Origin of the sequence: Inquilinus limosus (genome assembly GCF_002195995.1) — a bacterium.
Classification (GTDB): domain Bacteria; phylum Pseudomonadota; class Alphaproteobacteria; order DSM-16000; family Inquilinaceae; genus Inquilinus; species Inquilinus limosus_C.
The window spans coordinates 1-16,268 of the sequence record NZ_NHON01000040.1 but is presented as its reverse complement, the minus strand read 5'-3'; the positions used below and the strand labels follow the sequence as shown (position 1 = coordinate 16,268).

Annotated in this window: 18 protein-coding genes; 4 read left to right on the top strand and 14 right to left on the bottom strand. The window is 70.1% G+C overall.

Annotated elements, in window-relative coordinates; translation table 11 throughout:
• Positions 1-39: 39 nt before the first annotated feature.
• Positions 40-1,287, bottom strand: coding sequence for an MgtC/SapB family protein (locus BWR60_RS20435; protein ID WP_179221861.1), 1,248 nt, complete (start codon positions 1,285-1,287; stop codon positions 40-42).
• A 217-nt stretch (positions 1,288-1,504) separates the two neighbouring features.
• On the opposite strand from BWR60_RS20435, the gene BWR60_RS20430 reads away from it, so the two are divergent.
• On the top strand, positions 1,505-2,044 hold the full coding sequence (locus BWR60_RS20430) for a DUF1097 domain-containing protein (protein WP_088152856.1): 540 nt from the start codon (positions 1,505-1,507) through the stop codon (positions 2,042-2,044).
• A gap of 49 nt (positions 2,045-2,093) precedes the next feature.
• Here the strand turns inward: BWR60_RS20430 and gatB are convergent, their stop codons facing one another.
• Positions 2,094-3,545 (bottom strand): Asp-tRNA(Asn)/Glu-tRNA(Gln) amidotransferase subunit GatB, encoded by a 1,452-nt coding sequence (gatB, locus tag BWR60_RS20425; RefSeq protein WP_088152855.1) that lies wholly within the window; start codon positions 3,543-3,545, stop codon positions 2,094-2,096.
• An 84-nt stretch (positions 3,546-3,629) separates the two neighbouring features.
• Positions 3,630-4,115: a RidA family protein gene (locus tag BWR60_RS20420; protein ID WP_088152854.1), complete on the bottom strand. Its 486-nt coding sequence runs from the start codon at positions 4,113-4,115 to the stop codon at positions 3,630-3,632.
• 300 nt (positions 4,116-4,415) lie between these two features.
• Between BWR60_RS20420 and BWR60_RS20415 the strand changes: the two genes are divergently transcribed.
• Complete coding sequence (locus tag BWR60_RS20415; RefSeq protein WP_179221860.1) at positions 4,416-5,429, top strand: tetratricopeptide repeat protein; 1,014 nt, start codon at positions 4,416-4,418, stop codon at positions 5,427-5,429.
• 177 nt (positions 5,430-5,606) lie between these two features.
• Here the strand turns inward: BWR60_RS20415 and BWR60_RS20410 are convergent, their stop codons facing one another.
• On the bottom strand, positions 5,607-6,782 hold the full coding sequence (locus BWR60_RS20410; protein ID WP_088152852.1) for an NAD(P)/FAD-dependent oxidoreductase: 1,176 nt from the start codon (positions 6,780-6,782) through the stop codon (positions 5,607-5,609).
• 117 nt (positions 6,783-6,899) lie between these two features.
• On the opposite strand from BWR60_RS20410, the gene BWR60_RS20405 reads away from it, so the two are divergent.
• Entirely contained in the window at positions 6,900-7,460 is a 561-nt protein-coding gene (locus BWR60_RS20405; RefSeq protein WP_088152851.1) for a helix-turn-helix domain-containing protein, read from the top strand.
• A 140-nt stretch (positions 7,461-7,600) separates the two neighbouring features.
• On the opposite strand, the gene BWR60_RS20400 is transcribed toward BWR60_RS20405, so the two are convergent.
• From BWR60_RS20400 to gatC, 5 genes are all read right to left on the bottom strand, one after another.
• On the bottom strand, positions 7,601-8,167 hold the full coding sequence (locus tag BWR60_RS20400; RefSeq protein ID WP_088152850.1) for an NADPH-dependent FMN reductase: 567 nt from the start codon (positions 8,165-8,167) through the stop codon (positions 7,601-7,603).
• A 98-nt stretch (positions 8,168-8,265) separates the two neighbouring features.
• Entirely contained in the window at positions 8,266-9,066 is an 801-nt protein-coding gene (locus BWR60_RS20395) for a class I SAM-dependent methyltransferase (protein ID WP_218823593.1), read from the bottom strand.
• Between the two features lie 199 nt (positions 9,067-9,265).
• Entirely contained in the window at positions 9,266-9,763 is a 498-nt protein-coding gene (locus tag BWR60_RS20390) for a GNAT family N-acetyltransferase (RefSeq protein ID WP_088152849.1), read from the bottom strand.
• A 17-nt stretch (positions 9,764-9,780) separates the two neighbouring features.
• The gene (gene gatA, locus BWR60_RS20385; protein WP_088152848.1) at positions 9,781-11,256 is read right to left on the bottom strand and encodes an Asp-tRNA(Asn)/Glu-tRNA(Gln) amidotransferase subunit GatA; all 1,476 of its coding nucleotides are present in this window, start codon (positions 11,254-11,256) and stop codon (positions 9,781-9,783) included.
• Positions 11,256-11,543 (bottom strand): Asp-tRNA(Asn)/Glu-tRNA(Gln) amidotransferase subunit GatC, encoded by a 288-nt coding sequence (gene gatC / locus BWR60_RS20380; RefSeq protein WP_088152847.1) that lies wholly within the window; start codon positions 11,541-11,543, stop codon positions 11,256-11,258. Before gatC ends, gatA begins: the two co-directional genes overlap by 1 nt.
• A gap of 102 nt (positions 11,544-11,645) precedes the next feature.
• On the opposite strand from gatC, the gene ruvX reads away from it, so the two are divergent.
• Positions 11,646-12,131, top strand: coding sequence for a Holliday junction resolvase RuvX (gene ruvX, locus BWR60_RS20375; RefSeq protein WP_088152846.1), 486 nt, complete (start codon positions 11,646-11,648; stop codon positions 12,129-12,131).
• A 4-nt stretch (positions 12,132-12,135) separates the two neighbouring features.
• On the opposite strand, the gene BWR60_RS20370 is transcribed toward ruvX, so the two are convergent.
• The 5 genes from BWR60_RS20370 to BWR60_RS20350 form a co-directional block, all read right to left on the bottom strand.
• A complete protein-coding gene (locus BWR60_RS20370; RefSeq protein WP_088152845.1) occupies positions 12,136-12,918 on the bottom strand; it encodes an anti-sigma factor family protein in 783 nt (260 codons plus the stop codon).
• Positions 12,915-13,457 (bottom strand): sigma-70 family RNA polymerase sigma factor, encoded by a 543-nt coding sequence (locus BWR60_RS20365; RefSeq protein WP_088152844.1) that lies wholly within the window; start codon positions 13,455-13,457, stop codon positions 12,915-12,917. Before BWR60_RS20365 ends, BWR60_RS20370 begins: the two co-directional genes overlap by 4 nt.
• Before the next feature lie 56 nt (positions 13,458-13,513).
• Entirely contained in the window at positions 13,514-15,001 is a 1,488-nt protein-coding gene (locus BWR60_RS20360; protein WP_230983120.1) for a YncE family protein, read from the bottom strand.
• A 2-nt stretch (positions 15,002-15,003) separates the two neighbouring features.
• A complete protein-coding gene (locus tag BWR60_RS38215) occupies positions 15,004-15,546 on the bottom strand; it encodes a DUF305 domain-containing protein (protein ID WP_230983119.1) in 543 nt (180 codons plus the stop codon).
• A 100-nt stretch (positions 15,547-15,646) separates the two neighbouring features.
• Positions 15,647-16,048: a lysozyme inhibitor LprI family protein gene (locus BWR60_RS20350; RefSeq protein WP_088152843.1), complete on the bottom strand. Its 402-nt coding sequence runs from the start codon at positions 16,046-16,048 to the stop codon at positions 15,647-15,649.
• Positions 16,049-16,268 lie beyond the last annotated feature (220 nt).

Below are 16,268 nucleotides of genomic sequence, written 5' to 3'. Positions count from 1 at the left end.
GCCGACGGCGCCGGGCCTTCTTCTTTCGCGGCTTGCGGATCAGAAGGCGGACAGGGCGATGCCGGCGGCGCCGGCGGCCAGCATCGCGACGGTCGCCGGCAGGATGCGCAGGGCCATCGCCCGGCCGCCCAGGACCACGGCGAGCCCGGCCTTGACCAGCGTGTTCACCCCGGCGGCGATCAGCACCACCGCGGCGCCGACCGCGATGTCGAGCCCGCTTTGGGTCAGCCGCGCCGCCGACAGCGTGATCGCGTCGACATCGGCCAGGCCGGAGACGGCGGCGAGCAGATAGAGGCCGGCGGCCCCAAGGGTGGCGTCGAGCGCCTTCGACAGCACCAGCACCACCACGATCAGCGCCACGATCTTCAGCGCCGACCACAGCTCCAGGGGGTTGCCGAGCGGCGGCGCCTTGCTGGTCCGGTGCGCGGCGGCCCGCCACAGCCACAGGCCGCAGCCGATCGCCACCACGGCAGCCCCGGCCAGCGGCGGCACCAGGGCCAGGAACAGCGGCGGGTGCAGCACCAGGACCAGCGCGGCGACGCGCAGGACCATCACCGCCCAGGCGGCGACGATCCCGGCGGCCAAGGCCGGCGCCGCCTGCGGCGCGGCCCGCGCCTGCCGGGCGAAGACCAGGGTCAGGGCGGTGGAGGAGACGAGGCCGCCCAGCAGCCCGGTCAGCAGCGTTCCAACCCGGGGGCCGGCGATGCGCACGGCGGCATAGCCGGCGAAGGACAGGCCGGCGACCAGCACCACCAGCCACCAGACCTTCGCCGGGTTGATCGCCTGCCAGGGGTCGAGCGTCCGGTCCGGCAGCAGCGGCGGCACCACCACCGCGATCAGCAGGAACTGCAGCGCCGCCGCGGTCTCGGCCGGGGTGAAGCGGTCGAGCAGGCCGTGCAGCCGGACCTTCTCGCGCAGCAGCAGGGCCACGACCACGGCGCCGCCCACACCCGCCAGGACATGCCCCGCCCCGGCGGCGGCGCCGAGCAGGACGGTGACCAGCATCGCGACCTCGGTGGTCAGGCCCAGGCTGCCCTGCTCGCGCCAATAGGCGGCCAGCATGTAGGCCCCGATCCCGGCCAGGAACAACAGCAGCGGGCCGGGCCCGAGATCCGCCGCGAGGAACGCGGCGACGCCGCCGCCGAAGCCGGCGATGGTGAAGGTGCGCAAGCCCGCGGCGCGCCGGCCCTCGGGCCGGTCGCGGTCGGTCCAGCCGCGCTCCAGCCCGATGATCAGGCCGACCGCCAGGGCGGCGCCGAGGCGCAGGGCCGGAAGCGTCTCATCCATTCCAGGCCATCCCCCGCCTCGCCGATCCGCGCCGAGCATAGCCGAAAGGCCGAATTCCGCGATAGCGAAGGGCATGGCGCTCCGCCGGCGGCCGCCCCGGGAGCGGAGCAGTCACCGATCGGCGAATTCATACTTTTTGACAGTATGAATCCAGATGATTTGAATCCAATGATATGCAGCGCTCGACAAGAACAATATTCAACGTGGGGGAAACGCCATGTCGAAGTTGCTTGCCTTATCCCTAAGTATAGCAGTGCTCGGCGCGGTATGGGCATTCCTGGCCCTGGGGCCGCTCGCCGGCGTCGTCCTGGTCTGGGCCGGGTTCATCGCCTGGGGGTGCTTCTTCCACTCCGGCGCCGACGAGAAGGCCCTGAGCAAGACGATCGCCGGCAATGTCTACGGCGCCATCGTCGCCTGGATCGCCCTTCTGATCATCGTCCATGTCCCGATGCCGTCGCTCGGCACCGCCTGGCCGGCCATCGTCGTCGGCGTCACCGTCTTCTTCCTGGTGATCGTCGCCTCGGTCGACCTGCTGTCGGTTGTGCCGGCCAATGTCTACGGCTATGCCGCCACCGTAGCCTATTCGCTGCACCAGGGCGCGGGCGCCGATGGCGTCGGCCCGCTGCAGCGGCTGACCACGGCCAGCATCGGCAACCCGCTGGTGCTGCTGATCGTCTCGATGGTGATCGGGGCGGTGTTCGGCTACGCCTCGTCCAAGCTGGCAGGGGCGCTGTCCCGGGCCGAAGCCGCGGCCTGAACGATCGTCCCGCCGGCGCCGCGAGGGACGGCGCCGGCGGGACGGATCATCATCCCAGCTTCTTCTTCAGCAGCTCGTTCAGCATCGCCGGGTTGGCCTTGCCGCCTGACGCCTTCATCACCTGGCCGACGAAGAAGCCGAACAGCTTGTCCTTGCCCGAGCGGTACTCGGCCACCTTGTCGGCCTGCGCCGCCATCACCTGGTCGATCACCGCCTCGATCGCACCGGTGTCGGTGACCTGCTTCAGCCCCTTGGCCTCGACGATGGCGCCGGCATCCTGCCCGGTCTCCATCATCTCGGCGAACACGTCCTTGGCGATGCGGCCGGAGATGGTGTTGTCGGCGATCAGGTCGACCAGCCCGCCCAGCTGCTCGGCCGAGACCGGGCTGTCCTCGATCTCGCGGCCGGCCTTGGCCAGGCCGCCGAACAGCTCGTTGATCACCCAGTTGGCCGCCAGCTTCGGGTCGCGCCCCTTGGCCGCGCGCTCGTAGAAGAAGGCCTTGGCCTGCTCCGCCACCAGCACGCCGGCATCATAGGCCGACAGGCCGTATTCGGCGATGAAGCGGGCCTTCTTCTCGTCCGGCAGCTCCGGCAGGGTGGCGGCGATGCGCTCGACGAAGCCGTCCTCCAGCACCAGCGGCAGCAGGTCCGGGTCGGGGAAGTAGCGGTAATCGTGCGCGTCTTCCTTGGTGCGCAGCGACCGCGTCTCGCCCTTGTTCGGGTCCCACAGCCGGGTCTCCTGGTCGATCGACCCGCCGCCCTCGATGATCTCGACCTGGCGCCGTGCCTCGAACTCGATCGCCGACATGACGTGGCGGATCGAGTTGACGTTCTTGACCTCGCAGCGCGTGCCGAATTCGGTGTCGCCGACCTTGCGCACCGACACGTTGACGTCGCAGCGCATGGAGCCTTCCTCCATGTTGCCGTCGCAGGTGCCGAGATAGCGCAGGATCGACCGCAGCTTGCGCAGATAGGCCGAGGCGTCGTCCGGGCTGCGCAGGTCGGGCTCGGAGACGATCTCCATCAGCGCCACGCCGGACCGATTCAGGTCGACGAAGGTCTCGCGCGGCGACTGGTCGTGCAGGCTCTTGCCGGCATCCTGCTCGAGATGCAGCCGGGTGATGCCGACGGTGCGGGCCGACCCGTCCGGCAGGTCCAGCACGATCTCGCCGGTGCCCACGATCGGGTCCTTGTACTGGCTGATCTGGTAGCCCTGCGGCAGGTCCGCGTAGAAGTAGTTCTTGCGGTCGAACACCGAGCGGCGGTTGATCTGCGCCTTGAGGCCGAGGCCGGTCTTCACCGCCTGCTCGACGCAATGGTCGTTGATCACCGGCAGCATGCCCGGCATGGCGGCGTCGACCAGGCTGACCTGGCTGTTTGGGGCCGCGCCGAATTCGGTGGCGGCGCCGGAGAACAGCTTGGCCTTGGAGATGACCTGGGCATGGACCTCGAGCCCGATCACCGTCTCCCAGGTGCCCGTCTCGCCCTCGATCGTGTACATGGAACCGCTCGCACTCAAACCGTCCGGAAGCGAGACAGGGAGCGCGGAAGGGGTGCCTCTGTCAAGGATTTCAGGGCTGCCGCGCTACGGGCGGATGGCGACCTCCGCCTCGATCTCGACCGCCAGGCCGAAGGACAGCCCGGCCATGCCGACGGCGGAGCGGGAATGCGCGCCTCGCTCCGGCCCGAACACCTCGACGATCAGGTCGGTGAAGCCGTTGATCACCAGCGGGTAGCGGTTGAAGGACGGCGCCGCGTTGACCATGCCGAGGGCGCGCAGCCAGGCGGTGATGCGGTCGAGGTCGCCGAGCGCGTCCCTGAGGCTGGCCAGGATGGCGAGGCCGGTCAGCCGCGCCGCCTGGTAGCCCTGCTCCTCCGTCAGCTCCTGCCCGACCTTGCCGAGCAGCGGCGCCAGCGACCCGTCCGGCGCCAGGGCGCCATGGCCGGAGACATAGGCCCGGTCGCCATGCACCCGCACCCAGGGGAAGCTCAGCGTCACCCCGGGCGGCAGCTGGATCGGCGCCGGCAGCTGCAGCCCCAGCGCGCTCAGTCTCGCCTCGATCCCGGCCATCCCTGATTCCTTAACTATCGGTAAGTATCGATCAAAATGTCGGCAGGCCCATGCTAGCGCGCCGCCGGGCCGGGGCAACCCCGGCCGCTGCGGCGGAAGAGCCGGCCCGCGTGAGAACAGTATTTATCGCGGCCCGGCCATAAAAAGGACAAGCCGCGGGACCGATGTGGATTGGTCCGACTTTTCAGATCTTCCAGGAATTCCATCCCGTGAACGGGCGCCCCATCGGCCCCGAGCCCCCTTGCCAATCACATCGGGAGAACCCCTATGGCCGCGTCCCCCTGGGTGTCCAGAATAGCCATGGCCGCCGCTCTTGCCGTGCTGTCCGGCTGCGTCACGTCCGGCAACACGACGAAGCCCGCCTACACCCCACCGAGTGCCCAGACCCTGGCGACATGGCAGGCCGACGCGCAACAGGGCAAGGTGTCCGCGCAGGACCGACTGGGGGAGTATTACTTCCAGACCAAGGACTACGAGTCCGCCCGCCGCTGGTACCGCAAGGCCGCCGACCAGGGCGACGCCACGGCCCAGTACAATATGGGCGTGATCTACAATTTCGGCCACGGGGTGCCGAAGGACCAGACGCAGGCCATCGGCTGGTACCGCAAGGCAGCCGAGCAGGGCGACCCCGACGCCCAGGTCATCGTCGGCAGCGCCTATGAGACCGCCCAGGGGGCGCCGCGCGACTATGCCCAGGCCGCCCGCTGGTACCGGAAGAGCGCCGACCAGGGCAACGCCGAGGCCCAGTCCAGGCTGGGCTATCTCTACGACATGGGCCAGGGCGTGCCGCGCGACGACGCCCAGGCCGCCGCCTGGTACAAGAAGAGCGCCGACCAGGGCAATGCGGACGGCCAGAACAATCTGGGTGTGCTGTACCTCCAGGGCAAAGGCGTGCCGCAGGACCGCGCCGCCGCGGCGGAGCTGTTCCGCGCCTCGGCGGCCCAGGGCAACCGCGAGGCACAGGGCAATCTGGCGGACCTGACCGGGCCGTCCCAGGCGCCGTCCGGCGGCTACGCCCCCGGAGCGCCGGGCCCGCAATACCAGGACAACAGCGGCCAGCAGCAGCAACAATACGACGACCAACAGCAGCAGATGATGCAGCAGGACGTCTACATGCGGCAGCAGCAGGAGCAGCAGCACCAGCAGCAGGAGTGGTTCGAGGAACAGCAGCAGCAGCGGCAGGAGCAGCAACAGCAGCAGGAAGAAATCTACCAGCAGCAGCAGGAACAGCAGGAGCAATACCAGCAGGAACAGGAGCAGCAGCAAGAGCAGTACCAGCAGCAGCAGGAACAGCAGATGCAGATGCAGGAATAAGGCCCGGGACCGACCTTACACCGGAGAGCTAGCGATCAGACTCTATAGTCCCTCCTATAAAAGAACCGTCATTGCGAGGAGGCGAAGCCGACGAAGCAATCCATGCCGCCGCTCTTGCGGGCCGATGGATTGCTTCGCTGCGCTCGCAATGACGGCCTTTTCATGGGCTCGCCGGCCTTACACCACGTTGAGCTCGACGATCGGCCGGTTCTCCAGGATCCGGGTGAAGGCGAAGGGCGACAGGTCGAGGCTGCGGAAGCCGCCATGGGCGATCAGCTCGGCCACGCCCCGCCCGGCCGCGGGCGATTGCTGCAGCCCGTGGCCGCTGAAGCCGTTGGCGAAGATCAGGTTCGGCAGGTCGGGATGCGGCCCGATGATGGCGTTGTGGTCGACCGTGTTCATCTCGTAATGGCCGGCCCAGGAATTGACCACCTTCAGGCTCTCGAAGGCCAGCACCCGCTCGGCCAAAGCCGGCCACATCATCTCGTCGAACAGGCCGTGATCGACCGTCAGGTCCTCGGTGTCCGGATCCTCGCCGGTGGGCGGGGCGCCGCAGATGAACAGGTTGCCCTCGGGCCGGAACCAGACGCCCGAGGGGTCGATCACCAGCGGGCAGCCGGCCAGGGTCTGGCGGCAGTCGAAGACGAAGACGCAGCGCTTGCGGCCCTCGACCGGCAGGTCGATGCCGGCCAGCGCCGCGACCTTGCCGGCCTGCGGCCCGGCGGCGTTGACCAGCGTGCCGCAGCCGATGCGGCCGCCCTGCGCCAGGGTCACGCCGGTCACCGTTCCGCCGGCCCGGTCGATGCCGGTCACGATGTCGGTGATATAGGTGGCGCCGAGCGACCGGGCCTTGCGCTTGAAGGCCTGCAGCAGGCTGTAGCCGTCGAACCAGCCCTCGCCGGCGAGGCCGAGCGAGCCGGCCGACAACCCGTCGACATTCAGCCAGGGGAAGCGCCCGGCCAGCCGGTCCGGCGCCATCAGGTCGACGGCGACGCCCTCCCCCACCTGCATCGCGTGGTTCTGCTGCAGCACCGGCAGCCCGGCCGGGGTGGCGAGGAACAGGTAGCCCTTCTCGTGGAAGCCGAAATCCGGCACCTCGCCCTCGACCTCGAGCCAGCGCTCGGGGTGCTTCAGCACCTCGAGGCCGAAGCGGGAGACGGCGACGTTGAAGGGGGTGGAGAATTGCTGCCGGATCGAGGAGGCGGAGAGTGCCGAGGAGGCGGTGCGGTAGGTCGGGTCGCGCTCGACCACCGCGACGGTGCCGCCGAAGCCCGGCTCCAGCATCAGGAAGCAGGCGATGGCGCTGCCGATGGCGCCGCCGCCGATGATGACCACGTCGAAGCTGTCCGCCATGCCCGCACCCGTCCCGGAGTTTCCCGACTCCTACGCCGCCGGCTACCGCTCCGCAATCAGGATTTTTCCGATCGGAAACAGATGCAGCGCGCGGCGGCGCGTGCTTAGCTGCGGCGCATGGACAGTGATGCGCCCCAGAGCCTCGGCCCCCGGCTGAAGGCGCTGCGCCGGACCCGCGGCTGGACGCTGGAGGCGGCGTCCGAGCAGACCGGCCTGGCCAAGTCGACCCTGTCGAAGATCGAGAACGGCCGGATGTCGCCGACGGTCGAGGTGCTGCTGAAGCTGTCGCAGGGCTTCGGCGTCGACCTGGCCGGGCTGTTCGGCGACGCCCGCCCGGCCGCGGCGGCACGCAGCCTGACCCGGGCCGGCACCGGGCCGCGGCACGAGACCCGCAGCTACAGCCATGAACTGCTGGGCGCGGATATGGCGGAAAAGCGCGTCACCCCGGTGCGCGCCCGGGTCAAGGCGCGCACCCTGCTGGATTACGGGCCGCTCGACCGGCATGAGGGCCAGCAGTTCCTGCTGGTCCTGTCCGGCACGGTGACGATGCATTTCGCCGGGGAGGCGCCGTTCCGCCTGGCCGCCGGCGACAGCCTGTATTTCGACGCCCGCACCCCGCATGCCTGCCTCTCGGACGGGCCGGAGGAGGCGGAGATCCTGTGGATCCATGCGGGGTGAGCCCCCTCACCCTCCCGTTGCCAACGCAACGGGCCCCTCCCTCTCCCCAAGGAGAGGGAATGGCAGCGACGCCCTATACCTCTCCCCGGGGAGAGGTCGAAATCGCACAGCGATTTCGGGTGAGGGGGTGGCTCCGGCCCTTACTTCGCCCGCAGCGGCTTCAGCGCCTCGGCCCAGCGGGCCAGCTCGTCCAGCATTCCGGTCGCGGCCTTGGCCTGGGCCTCGGGGACGGTGAGCTTGCCGTCGGCCAGCGAATTCCAGGCCATCGGGATCGCCACCGCCTCGGTCAGCGGCACCACCTTCAGCGTGGTCAGGGTCAGCTTCTCGGCCTGGACAGCGCGCATGCCGCCGGATGCGCCGCCATAGCTGACGAAGCCGGCCGGCTTGTAGTTCCATTCCAGGTACAGGTAGTTCAGCGCGTTCAGCAGCGCCGGCGGCGGGCCGAAATTGTACTCCGGCGTGACGAAGACGAAGGCGTCGGCGGCGCTGACGCTGGCGCTCCACCGCTTGGTGTGCTCGTGCACATAGTGCTGCAGCCGGGGATGCTCCGGCTCGTCGAACACCGGCAGGTCGAAATCCTTCAGGTCGACCAGCGTGGCGTCGAACTTGCCATGCGCGGCGGCGATCTCCTGGAACCAGGAGGCGACCACCGGCCCGATGCGGGCCGGCCGAGTGCTGCAGATCACGGTGTGGAGCTTCAAAGGCACGGCACTCTCCCGTCGGGGGCAGATGGAACAATGAGCCGCGATCTTTGCGACGGCCGCGCTGCCGAAGCAAGCGTGCAGGCCCGCTTCAGCCGGTCGGTTCAGTCGGACTCCGGCCGGCGCGCGATCAGCGCGGTGGAGGTGACGACCTCGCCCAGCGTGCCGTCGGCCTCGTATTCTGCCGTCAGCCCCTCGATCTCGGCGATCAGCGCCTCGACCCGGTCGCCGATCGTCCCCGACATCACGCTCGACATCGACAGGGCCCGGTCGATCAGCGAGTCCGCCGGGATCCGCCGGCGCTCGATCACCGCGACCTCCTCCAGCCGGCTGAAAGGCGAGCCCAGCAGCACGGCCGTGTGGTTCAGCCAGTCCGGCGACTTGCGGATCTGCCGGCCGACATCGTCCTCGGAATAGCGCTCCAGCAACTCGCGATAGGGTTTCACCCAGCGATTGTCCGGCACCTTCGGATGGTCGTCATGGATCAGCACCACCGCGCCGCCGGGATCGAGCATCCCGTCGAGCCGGCGCAGCGTCTCCATCCGGTCCATCCAGTGGAAGGACCGGCCCATGGTCACCAGCCGGAACGCCCCGAGCTGCGGCCCCAGATCGTAGGAGCTGCCCTGCTGCCAGGCGACCCAGACGCCGGCCCGCGCCGCGGCCTCCGCCGCCACGGCCAGCATCTCCGGCTCCGGATCGATGCCGACGACCTCGCCGGCGAAAGGCGCCAGGGCCACCGCGATCTGCCCCGGCCCGCAGCCGAGATCCATCACCCGGTGATCACGATCGAGGCCGCAGGTCCGGGCGATCCGCAGGAACAGGCCGGCGGCATAGGGCGGCCGGCCCTGCAGGTAATGCGCGGCCGCGGTGCGGAACCGTCGCGGCATATAGGGAATCGTGGTCATGGCCGGCCTCCTCGGGCTGATGCCCCTTCCCGGCGCCGGCATAGCAGCTTTCCATGACCGTCCGAAGACGACGGAGCGACGCGGAGCAGCGCCTCCCCTTCAGTCTAGATGGGGCCATCCAGAGATCGAGCCGCTGGATGGCCACGCCCCTCGTGGGCTCGCCATGACGGCTTGAGCTTTGCGATATCGCACTTGAGCGTTACAGGAAGCGAATGCGCAGCTCGTCGTCGTAGGATCGGTCGCCGACCCGCAGCGCCCCCGGCTCCACGCCATAGACGGTGAAGCCGTGCCGGTCGTAGAGCCGCCCGGCCGCCTGGTTGCCGACCGTCACGGCCAGGATGACGGAGTCGAGCCCCTCGGCCCGGGCGTGGTCCAGCACGGCCTCGACCAGCGCATCGGCGGCGCCGGCGCCGCGCCCGTCGGGCCGCACATACATCCGCACCAGCGTGCCGCGATGCCGGCGCTTGGGCGTGCTCTCGCGCGCCAGCCCGGCGAGGCCGAGCAGCCGGCCATCGCGCTCGGCGGCGAAGGTGGCCACCTCGGCGACGCGCCGGCCGAAATCCTCCAGCGACAGTGCGGCTTCGGTCTCGTAGGTGGAGCCGAACGCCTCGGGGTGGCGCTCCAACCCCTCCAGCCGGATCTCGCGGTAGGCCGCGGCATCCGCGAGGCCGAGCCGGCGGATGACGAAGCCTGTCACGGTCGGGAGCCCCCGCCTTAGGAGATGGACTGCGGCAGAGCGGTGAAGCCGGCCGCCCGCTCCATCACCCCGGCGACGCGCAGCACCGTCTCCTCGTCGAAGGGCCGGCCGAGCAGCTGCAGCCCGAGCGGCAGCCCGTCATCGCCCAGGCCGGCCGGCACCGACAGGCCGGGCAGCCCGGCCAGCGACGCCGGCACGGTGAACACGTCGTTGAGGTACATCGCGATCGGGTCGTCCTGCTTCTCGCCGATGGCGAAGGCGGTGGACGGCGCGGTCGGCGTCAGGATCACGTCGCACTGCTTGTACGCCTCGGTGAAGTCGCGGGCGATCAGCGTCCGCAGCTTCTGCGCCTTGGTGTAGTAGGCGTCGTAATAGCCGGCCGACAGCACATAGGTGCCGATCATCACCCGGCGCTTCACCTCGCGGCCGAAGCCGGCGGCGCGGGTGTTCTCGTACAGCTCGTTCAGGGACCCGCCGGTCTCGCGCAGGCCGTAGCGCACGCCGTCATAGCGCGCCAGGTTGGACGACGCCTCGGCCGGGGCGACGATGTAGTAGGTCGGCAGCGCGTATTTGGTGTGCGGCAGCGAGACCTCGACGATCTCGGCCCCCGCCGCGCGCAGCCAGTCGGCGCCCTGCTGCCAGACGCGCTCGATCTCCGCCGGCATGCCGTCGACCCGGTATTCCTTCGGAATGCCGACCTTCAGGCCGCGGATGTCGCCGGTCAGCGCCGCCTCGAAATCCGGCACCGCCATGTCGACACTGGTCGAATCCTTCGGGTCGAAGCCGGCCATCGAGCGCAGCATGATCGCCGCGTCGCGCACGGTCCGCGCCATCGGCCCGGCCTGGTCGAGCGAGGAGGCGAAAGCGACCACGCCCCAGCGCGAGCAGCGGCCATAGGTCGGCTTGATGCCGACGATGCCGGTGAAGGCGGCCGGCTGGCGGATCGACCCGCCGGTGTCGGTGCCGGTGGCTGCCAGGGTGATGCGGGCCGCAACCGAGGCCGCGGAGCCGCCGGAGGAGCCGCCCGGCACCAGCTTGGCGTTGCTGCCATCCTGCCGCCGCCAGGGGTTCTCGACGTTGCCATAGGCCGAGGTGATGTTGGCCGAGCCCATGGCGAACTCGTCCATGTTCAGCTTGCCCAGCATCACCGCGCCGTCGCGCCACAGATGGCTGGTGACGGTCGATTCATAGGGCGGCACGAAATTGCCGAGGATGGCGCTGCCGGCGGTGGTGCGCACGCCCTCGGTGCAGAACAGGTCTTTAATGGCGATCGGCAGGCCCTCGAGGGGACCACCCTCGCCGCGGGCGAGCTTGGCGTCGGAGGCCTTGGCCATCTCGATCGCCTTGTCCGGCGTCTCGGTAACGAAGGCGTTGAGCCCGCGCAGGCTCTCCATCGCGGCGACATGCGCCGTGGTCAGCTCGACCGAGGAGATCTCGCGCTTCTTCAGCGCGTCGCGCGCGCCGGCCAGGGTCAGATGGGTCGGCTTCGACATCACTCGACCACCTTCGGCACGGTGAAGAACCCGGCCTTGGCCGAGGGCGCGTTGGCCAGAACCTTCTCGGGATAGCCGCCGTCGGTCACCTCGTCCGCCCGGCGGCGCAGGCCCTGCTGCGCCACGCTGGTCATCGGCTCGACCCCGTCGGTGTTCACCTCGGCCAGTTGCTCCACGAAGTCCAGGATGCCGGACAACTCGCCGGTCATGGAATCGAGCTCCGCCTCGTCGAGGCGGATGCGGGCCAGATGCGCGATCTTCGCGACGGTGGCTCTGTCGAGCGACATGTCGTAGTCATCTCCGGGGATCGTGAGGCCGCCCCGGGCCGGCATGGGGCCGGAACCGCGGGGGACGGCCGACGGAAAACGGCGCGGAAGGTAACACCCGATATGGCGGTCTGCAATCTTCGCGACCTGAAGCCCCTGCTGCCCCCCGGCGGGCGGCTGATCGGCCTGGATCTCGGGGAGAAGACCATCGGCATGGCGGTGTCCGACCCCGGCCTGTCGCTGGCCTCGCCGATCGGCACCATCCGCCGCACCAAATTCACCCCGGATGCGCAGGAGCTGCTGCGCATCGTCGACGACCGCGGCGTCGCCGCGCTGGTGATCGGCCTGCCGGTCAACATGGATGGCAGCGAGGGGCCGCGCTGCCAGTCGGTGCGCGCCTTCGCCAAGGACCTGCTGAAGCTGCGCGACCTGCCGATCGCCTTCTGGGACGAGCGGCTGTCGACCATGGCGGTGCAGCGCCAGATGATCGAGTTCGACGTCACCCGGAAGAAGCGGGCCAAGGCCGTCGACACCGCCGCCGCCGCCTGGATCCTGCAGGGCGCGCTGGACGCGCTGCAGTTCGGCGCCCCGCTGCCGCCGGTCGGCTGACCGCTCAGGTCTCGCCGGCGCGGATCTGCCGGCGCGCCTCGTCGGCCAGAGGGTGCAGCACCGCGGCCGGCGTGTCGCCGACCAGGGTGTAGCCGAGGCCCTGGTCGGCCCAGGCAAGGCCGGAGACGCCACCGCTGCTGTGCTCCGACATCGGCGTGTCGCCCTCGATGTCCATCGGCCGCACCAGCATGGCCAGGCGCGTGCCGCGATCGTCGTCATACATCAGCAGCCCGGCCGGGCCGTGCGCGGTCGCCACCAGCCGACCGCCCATGAAGCGGTAGCCCGCCTGGGTCAGGTCGGGCACCGCGATCGGCCGCCGCAGCCGGTCCGACAGCCATCCGACCAGCTGCGTCCGGTCGGCGGCGCCGAGCTCGACCGCGCGGGTATGGTCGGCGGCGTAGACGGCGTAGTTCTCGGCCCCCTCCCGGGCCAAAGCGGCGATGCCGGCCCGCGCCGGCTCGGCCAGGCCACGCCAGGTCCAGCCGCCGGCCCCGCCGATGGCCAGCAGCAGCACCGCCGCCGCGGCGGCTATCCAGGGCCGGCCCCAGGACGACGGCCGCCGCCGGGCCTCGATCATCCGGGCCAGCGACAGCTGCGGCGGCACCGGCTCCTCCGCCACCGGCCCCAGCGCCTGGCGCAGGCCGTCGCGCTGCGCGGCATAGCCTGCGACCCGGTGCGCCACCTCCGGATGCTCGGCCAGATAGGCCTCGACCTCGGCCCGGCGCTCCGGCGCCAGCACCCGGTCGACATAGCCGTGCAGGTCGTCCTCGGTGATCGGGAGACTCATTTCACGCTCCGCAAGCTCGGGGGGCGCAGGGTCGCGGGCCGGCCTGAGGCCTCTGCGTCTTCCATGATCCGCAGCAGCCGCTCCCGCCCGCGGGAGAGGCGAGACATGACGGTGCCGATCGGCACATCCAGCACCTTGGCCGCCTCGGCATAGGACAGGTCCTCGACCGAGACCAGCAGCAGCACGCTGCGCTGCTCCTCCGGCAGCTGGTCCAGCGCCTGCAGCAGCTCGCGGTGGCGCAGCCCGGCCTCCTGCGTCGGCGGGCGGGCGGTGGCGGCCTCCGCCGCGTCCTCGATCGGCACGTCCCGGCCGCGGCGGGCGCGCTGCCGCATCCGGTTGACCGCGAGGTTGTGCAGGATGCTGAACAGCCAGGTCCGGGCGTCGCCGTCGGTGCGGCGCTGGTGCCAGCGGGTGATCGCCCGCTCCAGGCAGTCCTGCACCAGGTCGTCCGCCCCGGCGGCGTCGGCCCGCATCAGCGACCGGGCGTAGCGCCGCAGCGCCGGGATCAGCGGTTCGACCAGGAGCATCATGTCCTTCATGGCCCGATCGCCTCTCGATCTCCCGCCGCCGCCGAGGCCGGCGCGGGAGGCTCCGTTCACTGCGCCTGGATCTGCACCGGCGCGCCGGCCTGTGCAGCGGTGCCGGGCGCGATCACCAGCCAGCGCCGCCCTGCCTCCGCCTGACCTTGCACCACCTGCCGGATCGGGCCCAGCGCATTGACGATGGCGGAGCCGGCCGGGTTGGTCATGAAGGCGGCCAGCGGCTCCAGCGGCCCGCCGCCATCGGCCTGGCCGGACAGTGCCAGGACGTAGGGCTGCTTCGGCTGCAGCCCGGTGGCCGAGGCCTGCAGCACCTGGGTCAGCCCCTGGTCGAACAGCGACACGCTGGTCGGCGCCGGGCCATTCGCCGGGGCCGCGGCCTTGCCGTCCTGCAGCGCCACCATCGACAGCTGCGCGGTCTGGCCGGCGACGCCGAGCGGCTGCAGGTTCCGGGTGCCGTCACCCTCCGGCACGGCGTCGGGCACATAGTTCACCGCCTGCGGCGCCTGGCCGATCGGCACCGAGCCGATCACTTTGTTGGTCAGTGTGTCGATCGCGGTCAGCTCGTCGCCATTCTCGATGCCGACATAGACCCGGCTGCCGTCGCCCGACGGCCAGATGCCGTGCGGCAGGTTGCCGACCGGGATGGTCGCGACCCTGGAGAAGTCGTCGGTGCGGTAGACCTGCACCTGGTTCAGCCCGCCGACGGTGATATAGGCGAAGCTGCCGTTCCTGTTGCGGACGATGTTGACGTGGTTGGTGATCGGCCCGGTGTCGATCGTGGTCAGCAGCGTGAAGGGCGGCCTGGCGTCGAACACCTGGGCCTTGCCGGTGTCCTTCAGCGTGAACCAGACCTGGGTGCCGTCCGGCGTCGCCGCGATGTTCGGGCAGAAAGGGCTGGCCTGCCGGACATGGCCGACGATCTTGCGGTCGGCCACCGAGACCACCACCGTCTCCGGGTTGAAGGAGGAGCAGATGTAGCCGTACTTGCCGTCCGGCGAGAAGATCTGCATCCCCGGCCCGCCGGGGACGGTGATCCGGGTCGTCTCCTCATAGGTCCTGGCGTCGAGCACCGAGATGTAGGTCTCGCCGCGCACCGTCACCCACACCTCCTTGCCGTCCGGCGTGTAGAACGCCTCGTGCGGCGACCGGCCGATATAGGTGGTGTGCTTCACCGTGTTGGTCGCGGTGTCGATGAAGGTGACGGAGTTCGAGCCGATCGACACCACGGCGAGGGTGCGGTGGTCGGGCGAGAAGCCCATGCCGTGCACCAGCAGCTGGCCGCGGTAGAGCGGGCTGAAATTGGTCGGCTGCGGGTCGCCGAGGCGGATCACCCCGAGCAGCCTGTTGTCGGCCGGGTCGGTGACCGAGACGGTGTTGGAGAACTGCTCGGCGGCATAGACCCGGTCCCTGTGGCTGACCGGGATGTCGGGGTCCGAGGCGGCGAAGGGCACCTGCCCGGCGAAGGCGGCGGGCGCGGCGGCCATGATCGTGGTGGCGGCCGAGGCGGCCAGGAGCGCGGAGAGCAGCAGGGTGCGGGTCACGGTCAGTGCTCCATCGACAGGGTCATGGACGGCATGGAAGAGCCGGCGGACGGCGGGATCTGGTCGGGCGCGGGGTCGGAGGGCGGCAGCGCCTGGCCCAGCGCCAGGCGCATCGCCGCGATCTCCTGCTGCTGCTCGACGATGATCTCCTGGGCGATGCGGCGCAGCTGCTCGTTCTTTCCATAGCGCAGCTCGGCCTGGGCCATGTCGATCGCGCCCTGGTGATGCGGGATCATCATGGCGGCGAAATCGGCATCGACGTCGCCGGTGGGCTTGATGATCATGGCGGCCATCATTCTGCCCATCGCGACATCGCTCTCGCGGGCGAACGGCAGCTCTTCCGGCGGCGACAGCCATGTCAGCCCACAGATTGGAACCAGGACGTCCTCCGGCCCTCGCGCCGGAAGGCCACGCCAGCCCACAAGCCCGGCAGCCCAGGCTCCGGCGGCCCCGAGCAGCAGGGCGGCGACGACGGCCGCCGACGGGCGGGGAAGGAAACGGGACGGCATCGGGGTCTCCGGCGGGAGGGGCGGCGTGGCATCCATGACGGATGGGACACCTGCCCTCCGGCTTTATTCCCGGGGACCCGATCTTTTTTGATGAACTATCCGCAAGGTCCCATCACGGCGCGGGATGCGGCGGCGGTCACTGTGCCGGCACCGGGCAGCTCAGGTCGCCCTCCTCGCAGCTCAGCAGCGCCTTGAGGTCGTCGGCGCGCTGGGTGGTCAGCTGCTCCAGGCACTGCGCCACGATCATCGGCCGGGCGCTGCCGCCCTCGACGCCGGAGGAGATGAAGTCGCATTCGGCGTCGCGATAGGCGATCCAGGCGCGCTGGGCCGCGACCAGCGACTTGGCCGATTCCTCGCTGTCCTTCAGTCGCGCCATGATCTGCTTGTAGGTCGCGTTCAGCGCCGCATCGGCCTTCTTGTAGGCATCGCCGGCGCATTGGTTGAGACCGGCCTGGCTGTCGTCCGGGCAGTCCTGCTGGGCCATGGCGGGCAGGGCCGCGAGCAGGATGGCGGCGGCTGCGATCACGGGCTTGAGCATCGACGAATCTCCCTCGGCTGGCGGCAGCATGCGCGCCTTCGCCGATGCGATGGGAGCGGCAAATTTTCCGCGGCTAGAGCGTTAGCCACCTAGGTTGGCGCGAGATATCCGGAATTGAGGATGTAGTTCTGGCATTCGAGCGGTGGGAAACGGTCGAGCAGTGAGCCGATGCGGTTCCACAAGGCGTGTCGGTTGCGGGGTGCGGCCCGTCGTATCAGGG